Here is an 18,071-nt window from a genome sequence, read left to right as displayed (position 1 = left end):
AGATGGCGGCCAGACACAACGGTCCGGACCTCGCCGGACTGAACGTTGTCCTACCACGCACCCCGGACCGGGCTTCGGCCATGGTCCGGGAACTGCAGGACTGCGGGGCGTCGGTGACGCTGATGCCCCTGATCGATTTCCAGTTCCCCGCGGACACCGCACTGCTGGACCGCGCACTGAATTCGTTGAAGGCCGGACGGTTCGCCTGGGTGGTCTTCACCAGTGTCACCACCGTTCGGGCCGTGACCCGCCGGTGTGCAGCGCTGGGCGTCTGCCCCGAGGCCCTGGTGCCCGCCGATACCCGGATCGCGGCAGTCGGTGCCGGAACGCGGCAGGCCCTGGAAGAAGTCGGCTTCGATATCGATTTCCTGCCGGACACTGACCAGTCCGCCCGCGGCCTGGCCGCATCCTGGCCGGATCCCTCCGGGTCGGATCCGGAGGGCGGCGACCTGCGGGTGCTGCTGCCGCAGGCCGATATTGCCGACCCGTCCCTGCATGAGGCACTGACCGCCCTGGGCTGGGAGGTCCGCGCCGTCACCGCGTACTGCACGGTGGACTACCCGGCCACCGGCGTGCGCTTCACCCCGGCGGTGACCGGGGGAGGACTGCTGGACCCCGAGTCCTTCGCCGCGTCGGCACCGGCCGGACGCCGCGCCGTCGTCCTCACCTCCCCGAGCATCGCCCGACGGTTCGTCCGGCGCTGTGTGCCGGTACCGGCCGGAACGCTGCTGGTGGCCATCGGCGACAGCACGGCTGCGCGGATGCGTGAACTGGGTGCGGCGCCGGCTGCCGTGGCGAAGCAGCCAACGCCGGCGGGAATAGCCCACGCACTCTCCGTTGCTATGTCTACGGGTCCTACTCCCTAGTTCCCCATCATTACCGGAAGGCAGAACCATCCCCATGAGCTTCCCCCAGCACCGTCCCCGCCGCCTCCGCACCACCCCCGCCATGCGGCGGCTGACCGCCGAATTCCGGCTGGATCCGGCTGAACTGATCCTTCCGGTCTTCGTCCGTGAGGGCATCACCGAGCCCAACCCGCTCACCTCCATGCCCGGCGTCGTCCAGCACACCATGGACAGCCTGAAGAAGGCTGCTTCGGAAGCGGCAGGGCTGGGCATCGGCGGCATCATGCTGTTCGGCATCCCCGCCGAGCGTGACGCCGTCGGCAGCGCGGGCACCGATCCCAACGGCATCCTCAACCGCGGCATCGCGGCCGTCCGCGGGGAAGTCGGCGACGACCTCGTCATCATGAGCGATGTCTGCCTGGACGAATTCACCGATCACGGACACTGCGGCGTGCTGGACGAACACGGTGTCGTGGACAATGACGCCACGCTGGAAATCTACGGCCGGATGGCGGTGGAGCAGGCCCGCGCCGGCGCGCACGTGCTGGGCCCGTCGGGCATGATGGACGGACAGATCGCCGTCATCCGCCACGCCCTGGATACCGCCGGTTTCACCGACGTCTCCCTGTTCGCCTACGCCGCGAAGTACGCCTCCGCGTTCTACGGTCCCTTCCGCGAAGCCGTGGACTCCCAGCTGAAGGGTGACCGCCGGACCTACCAGATGGACGCCTCGAACCGCCGCGAGGCCCTCCTCGAAGTGGAGCTGGACCTCGAAGAAGGCGCCGATATGGTGATGGTCAAGCCGGCCATGAGCTATCTCGACGTGCTGGCCGACGTGGCCGCCATGTCCCCGGTGCCGGTGGGCGCTTACCAGATCTCCGGCGAGTACGCGATGATTGAAGCTGCCGCCGCCAACGGCTGGATTGACCGCCGCCGGGCCATCGAAGAGTCCGTGCTGGGCATCAAGCGGGCCGGCGCCAACATGATTCTCACCTACTGGGCCACCGATCTGGCGGCCTGGCTGAAGGAAAGCAAGTAATGTCCTCACCTGTCTCCTCGTCCGAAGAACTCTTTGACCGCGCCCGGGCCCTGATGCCCGGAGGCGTGAACTCCCCGGTCCGGGCCTTCGGCTCCGTGGGCGGCACGCCGCGCTTCATGGTCTCTGCCAAGGGCCCGTACATCACCGATTCCGAGGGCCGCGAATACGTGGACCTGGTCTGCTCCTGGGGGCCGGCGCTGGTGGGCCACTCCCACCCGGACGTCCTGGCCGCCGTCCACGCAGCCGTGGACAACGGACTGTCCTTCGGTGCGTCCACCCCGGCCGAAGCCGAGCTGGCGCAGCTGGTCATGGACCGGGTGCCCGGCGTGAAGCGCCTGCGCATGGTGTCCACCGGCACCGAAGCCACCATGACCGCCATCCGGCTGGCCCGCGGCTACACCGGCCGGAACCTGGTCATCAAGTTCGCCGGCTGCTACCACGGCCACCTCGACGGGCTGCTCGCCTCCGCCGGCTCCGGCCTGGCCACCCTGGCGCTGCCCGGATCGGCGGGCGTCACCGAAGCGACCGCCGCGGAAACCCTGGTACTGCCGTACAACGACGTGTCCGCCGTCGAAAAGGCGTTCGCCGAGCACGGCGCCAACATTGCCGCCGTGATCACCGAAGCCGCCCCGGCGAACATGGGCGTGGTCACTCCGGACGAGGGCTTCAACGCCGCCCTGTCCCGGATCACGGCCGAGCACGGCGCGCTGCTGATCCTCGACGAGGTACTCACCGGGTTCCGCACCGGACCGGCCGGCTACTGGGGCCTGACCGGCGGCGCAGCCGACGCAACGGAACCGTGGACGCCGGACCTGTTCACCTTCGGCAAGGTGATCGGCGGCGGCATGCCCGTGGCAGCCCTGGGCGGCCGGGCAGACGTGATGGATTACCTCGCCCCGCTGGGCCCGGTCTACCAGGCCGGCACCCTCTCGGGTAACCCGATTGCGATGGCGGCCGGCGTCGCCACGCTGAAGGCCGCCACCGCCGAGGTCTACGCCAACGTTGACGCCCGTTCCGCGGAGCTCTCCGCCGCAGTGTCCGCCGAACTGGACAAGGCCGGCGTGGACCACAGCATCCAGCGCGCCGGAAGCCTCTTCAGCGTCGCCTTCGGCACGTCCGCCACCGGCGTGCACAACTACGAGCAGGCGCAGGCGCAGGAGGCCTTCCGGTATCGGCCGTTCTTCCACTCGATGCTCGACGCCGGCGTGTACCTGCCGCCGTCGGTGTTCGAGGCCTGGTTCCTGTCCGGTGCCCACGACGACGCCGCGATGAACCGGATCTACGCAGCGCTGCCGGCTGCCGCCCAGGCCGCGGCTGCGGCGCAGCCGTAAGGCCGGCCCGGCTTTTAGGGCAGTAAAAAACCCCGCACCTCCCCTTGAAACGGGAAGTGCGGGGTTTTTGTCGTCCTGCCCTAGAAAGCGGCAGTCACGTCGCCGTTCGGCCAGGTCTCTTCAATGAAGGCCTTGGTTTCGGGGGAGTGGAGCAGTTCCTCGAGCTTGTCGATCCGTGCGTCCTTGTTGCCGGTCTTCCAGACCAGGAAGTTGGCGTACGGGTTGTCCTCGGCGGATTCCACCAGCAGGGCGTCGTCGGTGTTCAGCCCGGCTTCGAGGATGTAGTTGCCGTTGATGATGGCGAGGTCCACGGTGGGATCCCCCAGGTCGTTGACCAGCAGCTCAGGGTTGTTTTCCTGGAAGTCCAGGTTCTTGAAGTTCTGTTCCTCCGTGAGGGTCAGCACCGAGGAGTCGTCGGCGATGTCCTTCACGAGGTCGGCCTCCTCAAGCATCTTCAGGGCACGGGCCTGGTTGGAGGGGTCATTGGTGACCATCACCCGGGCGCCGTCCTTGATGGAGGAGACGTCGTCGTGCTTATCGGAGAACGCGGCGTACGGCTCCACATGGATGCCTGCGCCGTGCTCGAAGTCGTAGCCCTGCTTTTCCATCTGGGATTCCAGGTAGGGCAGGTGCTGGTAGAAGTTGACGTCGCTGTCGCCGTCGTTCAGGGAGATGTTCGGCGTGACGTAGTCGTCAAACTCCTGGATCTCGATTTCCAGCCCGGTGCCCTCGGCGAGGTTGTCACGGACAAACTCGAGGATCCGGGCGTGCGGGGTGGGGCTGGCGCCCACGGTCAGGGTTACCGGGTTTGCGGGGTCAAGGCTGTCCACGGCGCTGGAGGCGGAATCGGATCCACCGCAAGCCGTCAGCGCCAGGGCCGTAGCCACACCGGTGGCAACGAGGGTAAGTGCTTTACGCATCGAGTGCGTTCCTTTCACGTGACCCGGGAAGCGGAACTCCGCTGTCCGGGGAAGGTGCAGCTAGCGGCTACTGGCTGCAGATCCGGCAGCGCCGGGGCAGGGCCCCGTACTGCCGAAGACGGAGACTAGACAGAGGTCTTGTCGAATTCGCGGTCCGTGCCGGTCCGGGGAACGGCGGCGGCGTCGGTGACCGCAGTGGCCGGACGGCTGCGCCGGCCGGTGCCCGCGGCGGACCGGTGGTCCACCCGGCGGGAAACGAAATCGCCGGCAAGCTGGATGATCTGTACGAGGGCCACGATGATGATGATCGTGACCACCATGACCTGCGTGTCAAAGCGCTGGACGCCGTAGTTGTAGGCCAGCCGGCCGAGACCGCCGCCGCCGACAATGCCGGCCATGGCGGAGTAGCCCACGAGGGTCACCAGCGTGGTGGTCAGGGCAGCGACGAGGCCGGGCAGGGCCTCGCGCAGCAGCACCTTGGTGACCACCTGCATCTTGGTTGATCCCATCACCAGGGCGGCATCGATCTTGCCGCCGGTGACGTCGCGGAGCGCGTTTTCCACCAGCCGTGCGAAGAACGGGATGGTCGCGATGCTCAGCGAAACGGAGGCGGCCACGGGCCCGATTGAGGTCCCGGTGATGAGGCGTGCCAGCGGAATCAGGGTGACCATGAGGATGGCGAAGGGTACAGACCGGGTGATGTTGACGATGATGTCGCTGACAATCCGGTTGACGACCTTCATCGGGAGCAGGCCCCCGGGCGCACTGACGTGCAGGAACACGCCCAGCGGCAGGCCGATCAGCAGGGTGAAGAAGCCGGAGATGCCGACCATCTGGAGGGTTTCAAGCACGGCTTCGGGCAGTGCCTTGGTGATTCCGGGGTTGTCGAAGAGTCCGGTCAGGAAGTTCATGCTGCCACCTCCACGGTGACGCCCTGCAGGGCGAGGTATTCATGGACGGCGGCCATGTCGGTGTGCGTGTCCAACTGGATGCGCAGCCGTCCGAAGCGGGTGCCGGCCAGCAGCTCGACGCTGCCGGCAAGGACGTTTACATCGGTGTCAAACCGGCGGGTGAGCGCGGAAAGCACCGGGTCCGACGTGGTCTGGCCGGTGAAGAGCAGTTCCAGGACCGGGCCGCCGGGCGACGGCGGCGTTACGGGCAGCGGGATCAGCTGTTTGGCCAGGCGGCCGCGCAGGTCGGAGGCAACCTCGCGCAGCGGGCCGTGTTCCACCACCCGTCCTGCCTCGAGCAGGGATACCGAATCGCAGATCCGCTTCACCACATTCATCTCGTGCGTGATGATCAGGACCGTCAGGTCCAGGCGGCGGGTGAGATCGGAGATCAGGTCCAGGATGTCGTCCGTGGTGCTGGGGTCCAGGGCCGAGGTCGGCTCATCGCACAGGAGCACATCGGGATCGGAGGCCAGTGCCCGGGCGATGCCCACGCGCTGCTTCTGTCCGCCGGAAAGCTGGGCGGGGTACGCTCCGGCGCTGCCTTCGAGGCCAACGAGGGCCAGCAGTTCCTTCACCCGGGCGTCGATGACGCTCTTCTTCGTGCCCACCAGCTCCAGCGGGTGGGCGATGTTGGCGGCGGCGGTGCGGGAGTCCATGAGGTTCGCGTGCTGGAACACCATGCCGATCCGGCGGCGGGCCGCGCGGATCTCGGAGTCCTTCACAGCGGTCAGCTCACGGCCGTCGATGGTGACCGAGCCCGACGTCGGCCGGTCCAGCAGGGTCAGGCAGCGGACCAGGGTGGACTTTCCGGCACCGGAGTGGCCGATGATCCCGTGGATCGAACCCTTGGGCACGCTCAGGCTCACGCCGTCCAGTGCAGTGACCATGCGGTCGCCCTGCCGGTAGACCTTGCGAAGGTCGGTAACTGTGATCATTCGTCCTCGTCATATGCGTTCAATGGCCGGACCGGAGCATGGGGAAGGGGGCACGGTTCTGTGCCGTGCCCAAATGCCGGCTGTGCGGAGGGTGCCTGCCAATCTCGTGGCGCGAGACGGTACGCGCGCGTAGGAACGCGGGTACGCCTGGGGCGCCATCAGCGCCAAACACAGTAACCAGTATCGCATGGTGGCCGCCGCGCTCCGGCCAAAGTGACGGCCCGTGAAGGAGCCGGGACGGCGGCCGCGGAGGGGTCAGGCCGGGTCGAGGACGGACCCGGGCGCGTGGTCCGGTGCGGCACGGAACGGCCAGCTGCCGTCGATCACGGCTTCCGGCTCCCGGCGCCGCAGGTATTCCTGGAAGCTGGCAGCCTGGCCTGCCGCCCAGCCGATCTGGGACTCGTGCAAGGTGCGCGCATCGCACTGCAGCTCCGGATACTTCGCGGCCATGACTGCCGCCACGGACAGGGTGGCGGCGACGTCGGCCGCTGAGGTGTGTGCGTTCTCGAACCCCACGCCGTAGTGCTCGGCCATGGCGGTGAGGGTGCGCTTGCCGCGGCGGAACCGGTCCACCTGCTTGTCCAGGATGTACGGATCGATAACGGGAACCGGATGGGGAGCCGTGAGGCCGAAGCGCTCGCATTCGCGGGCCAGGACCGTGAAGTCGTAGCAGGCGTTGAAAGCCAGGACGGGAATGCCGGCTGCGAACATGCCGGCCAGCACCTCGGCCACCTCGGCCGTGACGGCGGCAGGGTTCCCGCCCTCCGCCCGGGCGCGTTCATTGGTGATGCCGTGGATGGCTGCCGCCTCGGCGGGGATCGGGATCTCGGGGCAGGCCAGCCACTCGTGGTGCTGCAGGGTTTCGCCCCGGCCGTTGACCAGGATGATGGATGCGGTGACGATCCGCGCGGTCTGCGGGTCCCGGCCCGTGGTCTCCAGGTCGAAGGCCGCCCGGGGAAGTTCATACCAGCTGTTCATGCCTCAAACCTATCGGGGAGCGGTGACATTCCCGGGATTGGCGGCGGCGCCGCCGGCATCGGTACCCTACTGGATATGCGCAGGGACTACGCCGACGCGGTGCTGGCTGTGGCCGATCTCATACCGCCCGGGCGCGTGCTCTCCTATGGCGACATAGCCGAACTGCTCGACGCCGGCGGCCCGCGCCAGGTAGGCGCGGTAATGTCCGCACGCGGCTCCGAGGTGTGCTGGTGGCGGGTCCTGCGGTCCTCGGGACAACCCCCGCGCTGCCATGAAGGGCGCGCCTGGGAACACTACCGGCTCGAGGGCACCCCGGTGCGCGGGACGGCGGACGACGACGGCGCGGGCTACCGGGTGCGGATCGAAGCCGCCCGCTGGCAGCCCGACGAGGCGGAATGGGACCGTTTGGACCGCCTGCGGACCGGTCTGCAGAACACCCAGCGGGCCGCCCCGGAGGTGCCGGACTCCACCGGCCGGCAACCACCGGCGGCACCGATATCAGGAATGTCGGAGGGACATGATGAAGTGGAACCATGAGCGTTGAACTCCAACTCGTCGGTCCGGCTGCAAGCGCATTGTCAGCGCCCCGGCTCAGCGCAGACCAGCAGGCCGTGGTGGACCTGCCAACGGGCAGCGGCCCCGTGCTCGTCCTCGGAGCGCCGGGAACCGGCAAGTCCACCGTCCTGGTGGAAGCCGCCGTCGCACGGATTGAACGCGACGGGCTTGATCCTTCCCATCTGCTGATGCTCGCCCCCTCACGGCTTGCCGCTGCGGGCCTGCGGGATGCGCTCTCGGCACGGCTGCAGGGAACCCTGAGCACCGCGCCCGCCCGCACCTGGGCCTCCTACGCCTTCGACCTGATCCGGCGCGCCAAGACCGAAGGCCGCCTGCCCTACATCACGCGGGCTCCGAAGCTGCTCTCCGGCGCCGAACAGGACGTCATCATCAAGGAACTGCTGGCAGGGCACGGACAGCAGGGGGTGCCGGAACTGCCCTGGCCGGACAGCCTGGACCTTGCCCTGGGGACCCGCGGTTTCCGACAGGAAATCCGCCAGCTCTTCGACCGCGTCATTGAATACGGCATCTCCGCCGAGGAGCTGCGCGAGCTGGGTGAGCGGCACGGCCGTCCGGACTGGGTGGCCGCCGCGGAACTCTACGCCGAGTACCGGGACGTCCTGGACCTGCGCATGCCGGAGTCCTTTGATCCGGCAGGCATCATCACGTCAGCCCTCAACATCCTGCACTCGGATCCGGAATTCCTGGCCGCCGAGCGGGAACGCCAGCAGCTGGTGCTGGTGGATGACCTGCAGGAAGCCAACCCGGCCATCCACAGCCTCTACGCGCTGCTCGCCGGCACCGGGGACTCCATCGCCGCCGCCTGCCCCGACACCGTGGTGCAGGGCTTCCGCGGCGCCCGCCCGGATCTGGTGGGCCAGCTGGGCAGGCATTTTGACGGCCGCCTCCAGACCCGCGTCCTGACCACCTCGCACCGGCTGACCGGTTCGCTGGCGGGAGCCTGGACCCGGACGGCCTCACGGATTTCCGTGGTCGGCCAGCTGCCGTCCTACCGCACCGCCGTGGCCGATGCCCGGTTCATCGGGAAAGCGCCGGCACATGTTCCAGCCGACGGCGGAACCCCCGACGACGCACCGGGTCCCGACGCTCCGGAAGCCGATGCCGCTCCGCTGGCGGGTACTGCCGAGGCCCATGTAGTGGACACCCCCATGCATGAGCAGCGCTACGTGGCGCAGCGGATCCTGGAAGCCCAGCTGCTGCAGGGCCGTTCGCTCGAGGACATCGCCGTCATTGTCCGGACCGGTGCCCAATTGGCTGCCCTCCAGCGCTACCTCACCGGCCAGGGGATCGAAGTCAAGGTCCCCGTCGCCGAGCGGGCGGTCCGCGATGAAGCCGCCGTCCGCCCGCTGCTGGACGCGTTCGCCGTCGTACTGGATCCGGACCTGCTGACCCCTGAGCTGGTGGTGTCCCTGCTGACTTCGCGCATCGGCGGCGCCAGCACGCTGGAACTGCGCCGGCTGCGGCAGGCACTGCGCCGGGAAGAACGCAGCGCCGGCGGCGGACGGACCAGTGACGTATTGCTGGTGGAGTCGCTGCTTGACCCGGAATCGGAATCCGGCCGGGCCCTTGCGGGCCTGAGCTGGGATGCCCGCCCGGCCGCCCAGCGCATCTCAGCCATGCTGGCCGCGGGCCGGGCAGCAGTCCAGGAGCCGGGAGCCACGGCGGAGACCGTCCTGTGGGCGTTGTGGTCCGTTTCCGGCTGGTCCAAACGCTGGGCGGAAACCGCGCTGTCCGGAGGCCCGGGTGCCTCCCGCGCGGACCGGGACCTGGACGCGATCATGGCACTGTTCCAGACCGCTGAACGCTATGTCGACCAGCTGCCAGGCTCCACCCCGGCCCAGTTCCTGGACTACCTCACCAGTTCAGAGCTGCCCATGGATACGTTGGCCGCCCGTGCCCAGCGCCGCGAAGCAGTGGAACTGCTCACCCCGGCCAGTGCTGCGGGCCGGGAATGGCCGATGGTGATAGTCGCCGGCATCCAGCAGGATGTGTGGCCCAACCTGCGCCTGCGCGGTGAACTGCTGGGTAGCGGCGAGCTGGTGGCAGCGGTCGAGCACGGCGACAATTTCCGGGCACACCGCAGCCCGTTGACACTGATGCAGTCCATCCGATTTGACGAACTGCGCAGCTTCTCCACCGCCATTTCGCGTGCCCGCGAAGTACTGATCTGCACGGCCGTCTCGTCCGAAGACGAGCAGCCCTCGTCCTTCCTTGACCTCGTGGCGCCGCTGGAACCGGGGGCGGAAAAACGGCAGCGCACCGAAGTCCTGCGCCCCCACACCCTGCGCTCGCTGGTGGCCGAACTGCGCCGTTACGCGCAGCAGCCCGCGGAAGATCCGGAAGCAGCCGCCGAAGCCGTCCATCATCTGGGGACCATGCTGAACCACCCCGTTCCGGTCCCGGGAGCCCACCCGGAGCAGTGGTGGGGGCTCGCCCCGCTGTCCAGCACTGCGCCCATCCTGCCCCCGGACGCGCGGATCCCGGTGTCACCCTCCAAGGTCGACGCCGTGCTGAAGTCACCCCTGAGCTGGTTCGTCTCCGCTGCGGGCGGCGAGCAGGCCACCGACTTCGCCCGTTCACTGGGCACGCTGGTGCATTCCATTGCCCAGGACATGCCCGACGCCGCCGGCAGCGAGTACGTGCAGGAGCTGCAGAAACGCTGGCCGTCCCTGGGCATGAAGGACAACTGGGAAGGCCAGATGGACTACCAGCGGGCCGAAACCATGGTCCGCAAGCTCGCCGAGTACGTCATCACCATGCGCCGCAGCGGCCGGGCCCTCGTCGCGGTCGAAAAGGACTTCGAGGTGGAACTGCCGGTGGAGATCGACGGCGCCGTCCGCACCGCCCTGCTGCGCGGGCAGATCGACCGGCTGGAAGCCGACGAGCACGGCCGGCTGTTCATCGTGGATTTGAAGACCGGCAAATCGGCCCCGAAGAAGGACGACCTGCAGGGCCACCCGCAGCTGGCCGCCTACCAGGAGGCGGTGCGCGAAGGCGCGCTGCCGGACGCCCCTCCGGTGCCCGGCGGAGCCGCCCTGGTGCAGCTGGGCACCACGAACAAGGGCGTTTCCGTCCAGGAACAGCCGCCGCTGGATCCCGATGACACCACGGCGCGGGACATGGTCCGCAATGCGGCGGCGCTGATGTCCGCCGCGTTCTTCGAGACCGTCCACGACCCGGGCCGCAGCGGTTTTGGCGGCAACGGCTGCCGGCTGCCCGAAATCTGTCCCATCTGTGCTGAAGGAAAGCAGGTCACCGAGTGAGCGTGCCCGTAACGGTGCCGGGGGAACTGCCGGAAGCGGCGCCCGTCCCGAAGTACTCCGCCCGGGAGCTGGCGGAACTGCTGCACACCGACCCCAACAAGCCGGTGGAGTACCCCACCGATGACCAGGCCGGGATCATCGAAGGTCCCCTCGAACCCCTGCTGGTCATTGCCGGTGCCGGGTCGGGCAAAACCAAGACCATGGCGGACCGGGTGGTCTGGCTTGTGGCTAACGAGCTGGTCCGGCCCGAAGAGATCCTCGGGGTCACCTTCACCCGCAAGGCGGCCGGGGAGCTGGCCTCACGCATCCGGGCGCGCCTGAACCTGCTCTATCACCAGCTCGACGCCGGGCCGGGCGGTGCCGCGGATCCGGACACCGCCGGCGGCGGCGAGGAACGGATGGAGCCCAGTGTTTCCACCTACCATTCCTACGCGAACGGGATCGTGAACGATTACGGCCTGCGGATCGGCGTCGAACGTGATTCAGTCATGCTCGGCGGCGCGCAGTCCTGGCAGCTGGCCAACGAAGTGGTGGAAGCCTATTCCGGTGAGTACGAACACTTCACCGCAGCCAAATCCACCCTGGTCGGGGCGGTGCTGCAGATGGCCGGCGAATGCTCCGAACACCTGCGCACCCCTGCCGAGGTCCGTGTCGAGCTCGAAGCCCACGTGGCCGCGGTCGCGGCGCTGCCCTACCAGTTCGGCAAGCCGAAGGAACCCACCCAGGCAGCCAGGAAGCTGATCAACCGCCTCCGCACGCGCATCTCCGTGACCGAACTGGTGGAAGCGTACCGGCAGGCCAAGGCGGAACGCCGGCAGCTGGACTTCGGCGACCTCGTGGAACTGGCCGCCCGGATTGCCGCCACCATCCCCGAAGCCGTGGAAATGGAGCGCGCCAAGTTCAAGGTGGTGCTGCTGGACGAGTTCCAGGACACCTCCCACGCGCAGATGGTGCTTTTCTCCAACCTGTTCGGCGACGGCCGCTCCGTCACCGCCGTAGGGGATCCGCATCAGTCCATTTACGGGTTCCGCGGGGCCTCGGCCGGCCAGCTGGGCACCTTCCGGGAGAAGTTCCCGCTGTTCACCGATAACGGCCGGGAACTGGCGCCGCTGGCGAACCTGTCCGTCGCCTGGCGGAACTCCACCTCGGTGCTGGCGGCTGCCAACACCGTCTCCACCCCGCTCAACGGGGTTGCCCCGTGGCTTAAGCACCAGCGCCTGCCGCACGTACCCGAGCTGCAGGCCAAGCCCAACGCCCCCGTAGGCGAGGTGTATCTGGGCCGCTACCTCTGCGATGTCTCGGTGGAGCCGGGCAAGGGCACGCCGGAACGGATCCTGGGGGAAGCCGAGGCCGTAGCCGAGCAGGTGGCGTTCCACCGCAGCCGCAAAGCGGAGCTCGGCGGGCACGATGACCGCGGGAAGGAACTGACGCCCACGGTGGCGGTGCTGTGCCGGGGGCGGAAGCAGTTCGAACCGATCCGCAAGGAACTGGAGCAGCGGGGGATTCCGGTGCAGATTGTCGGGCTGGGCGGACTGCTGTCCACCCCGGAAGTGGTTGACCTGCTCGCTGTCCTGCGGGTCCTGGGTGACCCGGGGCGTTCCGATTCGATGCTGCGGATCCTGGCCGGAGCCCGGTGGCGGATTGGACCGGCGGACCTCATGGCACTGGCTGACTGGTCCCGGCACCTGGTCCGCGTCCGTGAACGGGCCGTGCGGGTTGCCGACGCTGCGGATATCCACGGCCCGGACGAAGGTCCGGACCTTGTAGTGGAGGCGGACTTGGTGGAGGCCGGCAGCCTGGTGGAAGCCGTGGACTCGCTGCCGCGTCCCGGCTGGGTGTCCAACGCCGGAAGGTCCCTCTCCGAAGAGGGTCTGAATCGCCTGACCCGGCTGCGGAACGAGCTCCGGGACCTGCGCGGTTTTGTCGGCGAGGACCTGACCACGCTGATCGGGGAAGTGGAACGCCGGATCCTGCTTGACATCGAGGTCGCCGCCAAGCCCGGCGTGACCCTGCACGAGTCCCGGCGGAACCTGGACGCCTTCATCGACGCCGCAGCCACCTTCAGCTCGTCCGCCGAACGGGTGGATCTGGCCGCGTTCCTGGCGTGGCTGGAAGCGGCCAACACCGAGGAAAACGGCCTGCCCGTGACGCCGCTTGAGCCGAGCCGGGAAGCGGTCCAGCTCCTCACGGTCCATGCGTCCAAGGGCCTGGAATGGGACATCGTGGTGGTTCCGGGCCTGAACGAAACCTCGTTCCCCAATGACAAGGATTCGCGCTGGAGCAGCGGTGACGCCGCGATCCCGTGGACGCTGCGCGGTGACAGCCTGGACCTGCCGCAGTGGGACTGGGAACAGGTGGACCAGAAGTCCTGGCTGGAAAGCGAGAAGCTCTTCAGCGAAGATGCCAAGGGCCATGCCGAACGCGAGGAACGCCGGCTGGCCTACGTGGCGTTCACCCGCGCCAAGTCCGTGCTGATCTGCACCTCCTCCGCCTGGGGCGGGGGGCGGTCAAAGGCGTTGGGAGTGTCGCGCTACCTGCAGGACCTCTACGACCTGGAGCAGTCCGGAGCCCCGGGCTACCGGCTCCTGCACTGGGTCGCCACCGAAGATGAGGGGACAGAAAACCCGGCCAACGCCGAGGCGGAACGGGCGGTATGGCCGGTTGACCCGCTGGGACCGCGCCGGCAGGCGATGCAGGCCGCCGCAGAGGCCGTGCTGGAATCGGCCGGAAGCCGGGCGGCAAAGCCCCGGAACCTGAACGGGGCCGTGGGGGAGGGCCCGGGAGAAGAACGTCAGTCCGGGCAGGATTCCGGGCCTGCTGATACCGCCGCTGCGTCGCTGATCGGGCGCTGGAGCCGCGAAACGGAACTGGTGCTGGCGCGGCACCGTCCGCCGAACGAGGTGGTGCAGGTGGAACTTCCCGCCCACATTTCGGCGTCCATGCTGGTGGACCTGAAGGACAACCCGGCGGAGGTTACCCGGCAGCTCCGCCGTCCGGTGCCGAGGCAACCGGGCATGGCCGCCCGCAAGGGCACGGCCTTCCACGCCTGGGTCGAGGAATTCTTCGGTACCAGCGGCATGCTGGACATCGACGAATACCCCGGGGCTGCCGACGCCTATGTGGATGAGGCCTATCAGCTGGAGGACATGATTGCCACGTTCGAGGCCTCGGACTGGGCGCAGCGGACGCCGGCCTTCATTGAGGTGCCGGTGGAGACCAAGGTGGACACCGTCGTCGTCCGCGGCCGGATCGACGCCGTGTTCCAGGACGCGGACGGCACGTGGGACCTCATCGACTGGAAAACCGGCGCTCCGCCGTCGTCGCAGAAGCTCGATGTGCGCTCCGTACAGCTCGCCGTGTACCGGCTGGCCTGGGCACGGCTCAAGGGGGTTCCGCTGGAGCAGGTACGGGCTGCCTTCTACTATGTGGCCGCCGATAAGCTGGTGCGGCCGTACAACCTGGCGGGCGAAGACGAACTCGAGGAGATCATCCGGGAGGCAGCAAAAACCCCGTCCGCCGGATACTGATTCGGCGGACGGGGTTCGGGCGGTGGGACCGGTCGGGGAGGGTCAGGGAACGGCTCGCCGAAGCGTGGCGTAGGACGTGAGGGCAAGCAGCGCGCCGGCAGCCAGCAGCCAGCCGGCCAGGGAAAGCGGCGTCAGCTGCACTATCCAGGCGCCGACGGAGGGCCAGGCCTCCCGCCAGGTGATCAAGGCGATGACTCCCAGCAGGACGGCGCCGGCGCCCACCAGTGCTGCCGTGAGTCCAATCGTCCGCCAGCGCTTGTAGATGGTCGAACTCCAGAAGCCCAGGAGGAACAGCAGGATGGTGACCGCGAAATAGAAGAGGATCTGGGTGTACCAGGCGCCCTCGGCAATCCACGGGATGGCGAAGATGGCGCCCTTCATGCCCCAGCCGTCGGTTGCCTGCTCCACCAGGCCCAGTACCCAGTACAGGACCGCGAGAGCCAGGGCGACCAGGGAGAACAGGCCGATGGTGCCGATGTAGAAGGCTCGGCGGCTGACGCTGAGGGCCTGCGAGAAGGGGAAGAGCAGGGTCATGGCCTGGATGCCCAAGGCAAAGAAGTACCACATCACGGCCTGCCCGGAGCCCGAAATGACGTTCGATGCGTCGTCGGGGATCATCGCGAAGATGGCCAGCGAAATCAGCGTGGAGGCAACCAGGATAATCAGCGGGATCCACAGGTAGATCCATTTATTGGTCAGCTGCATTCGCGCCACGGCTACTGCACGGTTCATTGGAACGCCTCCAGGCTGTCTGTTGCCGCAGTGCCGGACGGCTTCTCTACGCCATCGGCCTGCAGGGTCTTGCGGACAATGAGTTGCTGCAGGGATACCGGGGTCAGCTGCAACCCAAGCTCTGCGGCTTCACGGCGCCCGGCGTCGTCCAGCCGATGCTCTACGGTCACCGAGGCAAGGGACCCCAGGGCTTCGCGGTGCAGCACCGGGTACCCGGTGATGAAGGCCTCGACGACGTCCGCAGTGCCGGTGATGGTTACGGCGCTGCCCCTGATGTTCTCTGCGTCGTCATTCAGGACAATCCTGCCGTTGTCGATCACGATCACGTGCTCCAGGAGCAGGGCGACCTCGTCGATCAGATGCGAGGAAAGCACGATGGTGCGGGGATGCTCTGCGAAGTCTTCAACCAACCGGTCGTAGAAAATCTGCCGGGCCACGGCGTCCAGCCCCAGGTAGGGCTCATCAAAGAAGGTGATTTCCGCCCGCGATGCCAGTCCGAGAACCACTCCGACGGCGGAAAGCTGGCCGCGGGATAGCTTTTTCAACCGGCGCTTGACCGGCAGGTGGAATTCCTCCGCGAGCGAGGCGGCGAACCCGGCATCCCAGTTCGGATACAGGAGCCCGGCGGATGCGAAGGCGTTGGCCGCGGTGAAATCGTCCGGGTACTTCTGCGATTCGCGGACGAAGCACAGCCGCCGCAGCACCCGGTCATTTTCGAAGGGGTGTTCTCCGAAGACCCGTACCTCGCCGGAAGACTCAAAGCCCTGGGCCGTGAGGATGGACATCAAGGTGGTCTTGCCCGCTCCGTTGCGTCCGAGCAGCCCGTAAATGCGGCCGCCGGAGATATCCAGGTCGACGTTGTCGAGCGCTAGCTGGTCCCGGTAACGGCGCGTAAGGTTCCGGGTTTCTATCACGTTCGTGGTGCCGGCAGTCATGGCGCCATGCTCCCTTCGGTGTCGACGGCGCTGCGCTGAATCAATCCGGCGAGCTGGGTGCCGTCAATACCCAGCTTCCGCGCTTCGATTGTCAACGGACGGACGTACTGCTCATAAAACTGTTCCCGCCGCTTTTTGAGGACGGCTTCCCTGGCTCCGGGCGCCACGAACATACCGATGCCCCTGCGCTTATAGAGGATTCCCTCATCCACAAGGAGGTTGATGCCCTTGGCCGCCGTCGCCGGGTTGATCCGGTAAAAGGCCGCGAACTCATTGGTGGAAGGCACCTGGCTCTCCTCCTTGAGGGTTTCGTCAAGGATGTCGCCTTCGACGCGTTCGGCGATCTGCTGGAAGATCGGCCTGCTGTCATCTATCAAAGCGGCTCCTGTGGTTTCGCCCCGGGGACGCACGTCCCTGGTTCGCTACTTACTTGGTTCATTACTGATGTAACTAACCTAGGGCAGGAACCGAGACATTGCAATAGCTCTTAAAAGAAAAAGGTGCCCCGCCGGAATTCGGCGGGGCACCCGAGCGTAGGCGTGCTGGGCTACTTCTCCGGGACCGGGGTCAGCGGGAGGGCCGTTGTTTCGGTCCCCGGCTGGCTCGTGTCGGACTGTCCATCGCGGGATGCGGCGTCCCCGGAAGCGTTGTCCGCCTCGGATGCAGCACCGGTTTCCGGATCGTTTCCGGAGCCGGTGTCCACACCGGAAGCTGCGGCTTCATCCGCTGCGGCTTCCCCTGGTGTTCCTTCGTCGGGGGCTACGGTTCCCCGCACACTCTCATCAGGTTCCGGGCGGTCCGTTGCCGTTGCCATTGCGGTTTCGGTGCCGTTTTCCGTGTCCGACCCTGTGCCGGTATCGACCACGCGGTTGACACTGCCGGTGTCCGGGGCGGAGTCGTTTGCGCCTGACGCCGCGGGTGCCGCGTCCGGAGCAATGGGGACAACGGTAACCTTGGCGGCAGCCGGCCGGGCGGCCGCCGCGGCAGCGGCGTCGGCTTCCGCTGCCCGGGCGTCGGCAGCGCGGGCCTGGCTGTCCCGCCGGTCCGACGCTTCCTGGGCCAGTACGTCTTCTTCGAGGGTGCCGAGCATCTCCACGGCTTCGTCGACCATGGTGGAGTTCTCTGCGGCGACGCCGCGCACCAGCCACTGCGCGAGGGCGAATTCCGCAGACAAAGCTGCCCGGCGGATCAGGTGCGGATCCTCGGGATCGTTGCTGGCTTCCAAATAGGCAGCGTGCACGGTCTCCGTGAACCGGGGATCGTTGGCCGCGATCAACCACGCAAAATCATCTGCCGGGTCGCCCACCCGGAGGTCGGTCCAGCCGGTGACCGCACTGACCCGTTCGCCGGTCAGCAGGATGTTGTCTTCATGCAGGTCGCCGTGGACCACGGTGGGCTTGAAACGCCACAGCGAGACGTCTTCCAGCGCGTGCTCCCAGCGCCGCAGCAGTACAGCGGGGATCTTGCCGGTGGTGGCCGCCTGGTCCAGCTCGTTCAGGCGCCGCTGCCGGAACTCGTTGGCGCTGTAACTCGGCAGGTCCGCGGAGGTGACCAGTTCCCGGGGAATGGCGTGGATCGCGGCCATGGCCCGGCCGATCTCCATGGCGACCGAACTCCCGGCCGTCACCAGGGCATCAATGCTCCGGAGGGCGCCCGGCAGGTGGGAATAGACAAAAGTGCATAGCTCGCCTTGGCGGACGGTGCCGGCAACATACGGCAGCGCGAACGGCAATTCGGCCCTCACCGCCGGGACAAATGTGCGCAGGACCAGCAGCTCGGTCTCCAGGCGCATACTGGCCTCGAGGTGTTTGGGGGACCGGACGCGCCACCTGCGCCCGGCGTCGTCAAGCAGCAGCGCCGCGTCAAAATCCGCAGCGTCGTCCGGGGAACCGGCAACGCCGGTAGGGGTCAGCCCTGGGACGGCAGCGCTGGCCATTGCAGCCAATTCCATGGGGGTCCGTTTCACATCTTCAACCGTAGGGGCAGATGTGGTCCGAATAACCATTGGCGGGCGGCGAGTCGCCCAAACCGTGAGGA

The 18,071-nt window shown here is 67.6% G+C and carries 14 protein-coding genes; 6 read left to right on the top strand and 8 right to left on the bottom strand.

Annotated features, from left to right (window positions below):
- The first annotated feature begins 2 nt into the window (after positions 1-2).
- Genes N2L00_RS11625 through hemL form a run of 3 tightly spaced genes read left to right on the top strand, consistent with a single transcriptional unit; the run spans position 3 to position 3,215 of the window.
- Complete coding sequence (locus tag N2L00_RS11625; protein ID WP_255862697.1) at positions 3-866, top strand: uroporphyrinogen-III synthase; 864 nt, start codon at positions 3-5, stop codon at positions 864-866.
- A 34-nt stretch (positions 867-900) separates the two neighbouring features.
- Positions 901-1,884 (top strand): porphobilinogen synthase, encoded by a 984-nt coding sequence (gene hemB, locus N2L00_RS11620; protein WP_255862698.1) that lies wholly within the window; start codon positions 901-903, stop codon positions 1,882-1,884.
- On the top strand, positions 1,884-3,215 hold the full coding sequence (hemL, locus tag N2L00_RS11615; protein WP_255764767.1) for a glutamate-1-semialdehyde 2,1-aminomutase: 1,332 nt from the start codon (positions 1,884-1,886) through the stop codon (positions 3,213-3,215). The genes hemB and hemL overlap by 1 nt, the downstream gene beginning before the upstream one ends.
- Positions 3,216-3,295: 80 nt before the next feature.
- Here hemL and N2L00_RS11610 read toward each other — a convergent pair whose 3' ends face one another.
- The 4 genes from N2L00_RS11610 to N2L00_RS11595 all read right to left on the bottom strand — a co-directional run bounded on the left by N2L00_RS11610 (position 3,296) and on the right by N2L00_RS11595 (position 7,001).
- On the bottom strand, positions 3,296-4,135 hold the full coding sequence (locus tag N2L00_RS11610) for a MetQ/NlpA family ABC transporter substrate-binding protein (protein ID WP_255862699.1): 840 nt from the start codon (positions 4,133-4,135) through the stop codon (positions 3,296-3,298).
- Positions 4,136-4,260: 125 nt separating this feature from the next.
- The gene (locus N2L00_RS11605; RefSeq protein ID WP_255862700.1) at positions 4,261-5,046 is read right to left on the bottom strand and encodes a methionine ABC transporter permease; all 786 of its coding nucleotides are present in this window, start codon (positions 5,044-5,046) and stop codon (positions 4,261-4,263) included.
- Positions 5,043-6,023, bottom strand: a complete 981-nt coding sequence (locus tag N2L00_RS11600) for a methionine ABC transporter ATP-binding protein (RefSeq protein ID WP_227918405.1) — start codon at positions 6,021-6,023, stop codon at positions 5,043-5,045. Before N2L00_RS11600 ends, N2L00_RS11605 begins: the two co-directional genes overlap by 4 nt.
- 255 nt (positions 6,024-6,278) lie before the next feature.
- Positions 6,279-7,001, bottom strand: coding sequence for a 3'-5' exonuclease (locus tag N2L00_RS11595; protein WP_255862701.1), 723 nt, complete (start codon positions 6,999-7,001; stop codon positions 6,279-6,281).
- A 75-nt stretch (positions 7,002-7,076) separates the two neighbouring features.
- On the opposite strand from N2L00_RS11595, the gene N2L00_RS11590 reads away from it, so the two are divergent.
- The 3 genes from N2L00_RS11590 to N2L00_RS11580 are packed head-to-tail and all read left to right on the top strand — an operon-like array spanning position 7,077 to position 14,367.
- A complete protein-coding gene (locus N2L00_RS11590; protein WP_255862702.1) occupies positions 7,077-7,538 on the top strand; it encodes an MGMT family protein in 462 nt (153 codons plus the stop codon).
- Positions 7,535-10,840, top strand: a complete 3,306-nt coding sequence (locus tag N2L00_RS11585) for an ATP-dependent DNA helicase (protein WP_255862703.1) — start codon at positions 7,535-7,537, stop codon at positions 10,838-10,840. Before N2L00_RS11590 ends, N2L00_RS11585 begins: the two co-directional genes overlap by 4 nt.
- A gap of 2 nt (positions 10,841-10,842) precedes the next feature.
- Positions 10,843-14,367 carry an ATP-dependent helicase gene (locus N2L00_RS11580; protein ID WP_374676605.1) on the top strand — a complete coding sequence of 1,175 codons (3,525 nt, stop codon included), beginning with the start codon at positions 10,843-10,845 and terminating at the stop codon, positions 14,365-14,367.
- A gap of 42 nt (positions 14,368-14,409) precedes the next feature.
- Here the strand turns inward: N2L00_RS11580 and N2L00_RS11575 are convergent, their stop codons facing one another.
- The 4 genes from N2L00_RS11575 to N2L00_RS11560 all read right to left on the bottom strand — a co-directional run bounded on the left by N2L00_RS11575 (position 14,410) and on the right by N2L00_RS11560 (position 18,000).
- The gene (locus N2L00_RS11575) at positions 14,410-15,099 is read right to left on the bottom strand and encodes a hypothetical protein (protein ID WP_255764760.1); all 690 of its coding nucleotides are present in this window, start codon (positions 15,097-15,099) and stop codon (positions 14,410-14,412) included.
- The gene (locus N2L00_RS11570; protein ID WP_255764759.1) at positions 15,096-16,034 is read right to left on the bottom strand and encodes an ABC transporter ATP-binding protein; all 939 of its coding nucleotides are present in this window, start codon (positions 16,032-16,034) and stop codon (positions 15,096-15,098) included. Before N2L00_RS11570 ends, N2L00_RS11575 begins: the two co-directional genes overlap by 4 nt.
- Positions 16,031-16,411, bottom strand: a complete 381-nt coding sequence (locus tag N2L00_RS11565; protein ID WP_227918398.1) for a GntR family transcriptional regulator — start codon at positions 16,409-16,411, stop codon at positions 16,031-16,033. The genes N2L00_RS11570 and N2L00_RS11565 overlap by 4 nt, the downstream gene beginning before the upstream one ends.
- A 170-nt stretch (positions 16,412-16,581) precedes the next feature.
- Positions 16,582-18,000 carry a phosphotransferase gene (locus N2L00_RS11560; protein ID WP_255764758.1) on the bottom strand — a complete coding sequence of 473 codons (1,419 nt, stop codon included), beginning with the start codon at positions 17,998-18,000 and terminating at the stop codon, positions 16,582-16,584.
- Between the last annotated feature and the right edge of the window lie 71 nt (positions 18,001-18,071).

Source organism: Arthrobacter sp. zg-Y1171 (assembly GCF_025244845.1).
Taxonomy (GTDB): Bacteria; Actinomycetota; Actinomycetes; order Actinomycetales; family Micrococcaceae; genus Arthrobacter_B.
This window is presented reverse-complemented; position numbering and strand designations above follow the sequence as displayed.

Excerpts from the sequence above, each read along its gene's own strand:
- N2L00_RS11625 (WP_255862697.1), top strand. The coding sequence starts at position 3 with ATGGCGGCCAGACACAACGGTCCGGACCTCGCCGGACTGAACGTTGTC.
- hemB (WP_255862698.1), top strand. The coding sequence starts at position 901 with ATGAGCTTCCCCCAGCACCGTCCCCGCCGCCTCCGCACCACCCCCGCC.
- hemL (WP_255764767.1), top strand. The coding sequence starts at position 1,884 with ATGTCCTCACCTGTCTCCTCGTCCGAAGAACTCTTTGACCGCGCCCGG.
- N2L00_RS11610 (WP_255862699.1), bottom strand. The coding sequence starts at position 4,135 with ATGCGTAAAGCACTTACCCTCGTTGCCACCGGTGTGGCTACGGCCCTG.
- N2L00_RS11605 (WP_255862700.1), bottom strand. The coding sequence starts at position 5,046 with ATGAACTTCCTGACCGGACTCTTCGACAACCCCGGAATCACCAAGGCA.
- N2L00_RS11600 (WP_227918405.1), bottom strand. The coding sequence starts at position 6,023 with ATGATCACAGTTACCGACCTTCGCAAGGTCTACCGGCAGGGCGACCGC.
- N2L00_RS11595 (WP_255862701.1), bottom strand. The coding sequence starts at position 7,001 with ATGAACAGCTGGTATGAACTTCCCCGGGCGGCCTTCGACCTGGAGACC.
- N2L00_RS11590 (WP_255862702.1), top strand. The coding sequence starts at position 7,077 with ATGCGCAGGGACTACGCCGACGCGGTGCTGGCTGTGGCCGATCTCATA.
- N2L00_RS11585 (WP_255862703.1), top strand. The coding sequence starts at position 7,535 with ATGAGCGTTGAACTCCAACTCGTCGGTCCGGCTGCAAGCGCATTGTCA.
- N2L00_RS11575 (WP_255764760.1), bottom strand. The coding sequence starts at position 15,099 with ATGAACCGTGCAGTAGCCGTGGCGCGAATGCAGCTGACCAATAAATGG.
- N2L00_RS11570 (WP_255764759.1), bottom strand. The coding sequence starts at position 16,034 with ATGACTGCCGGCACCACGAACGTGATAGAAACCCGGAACCTTACGCGC.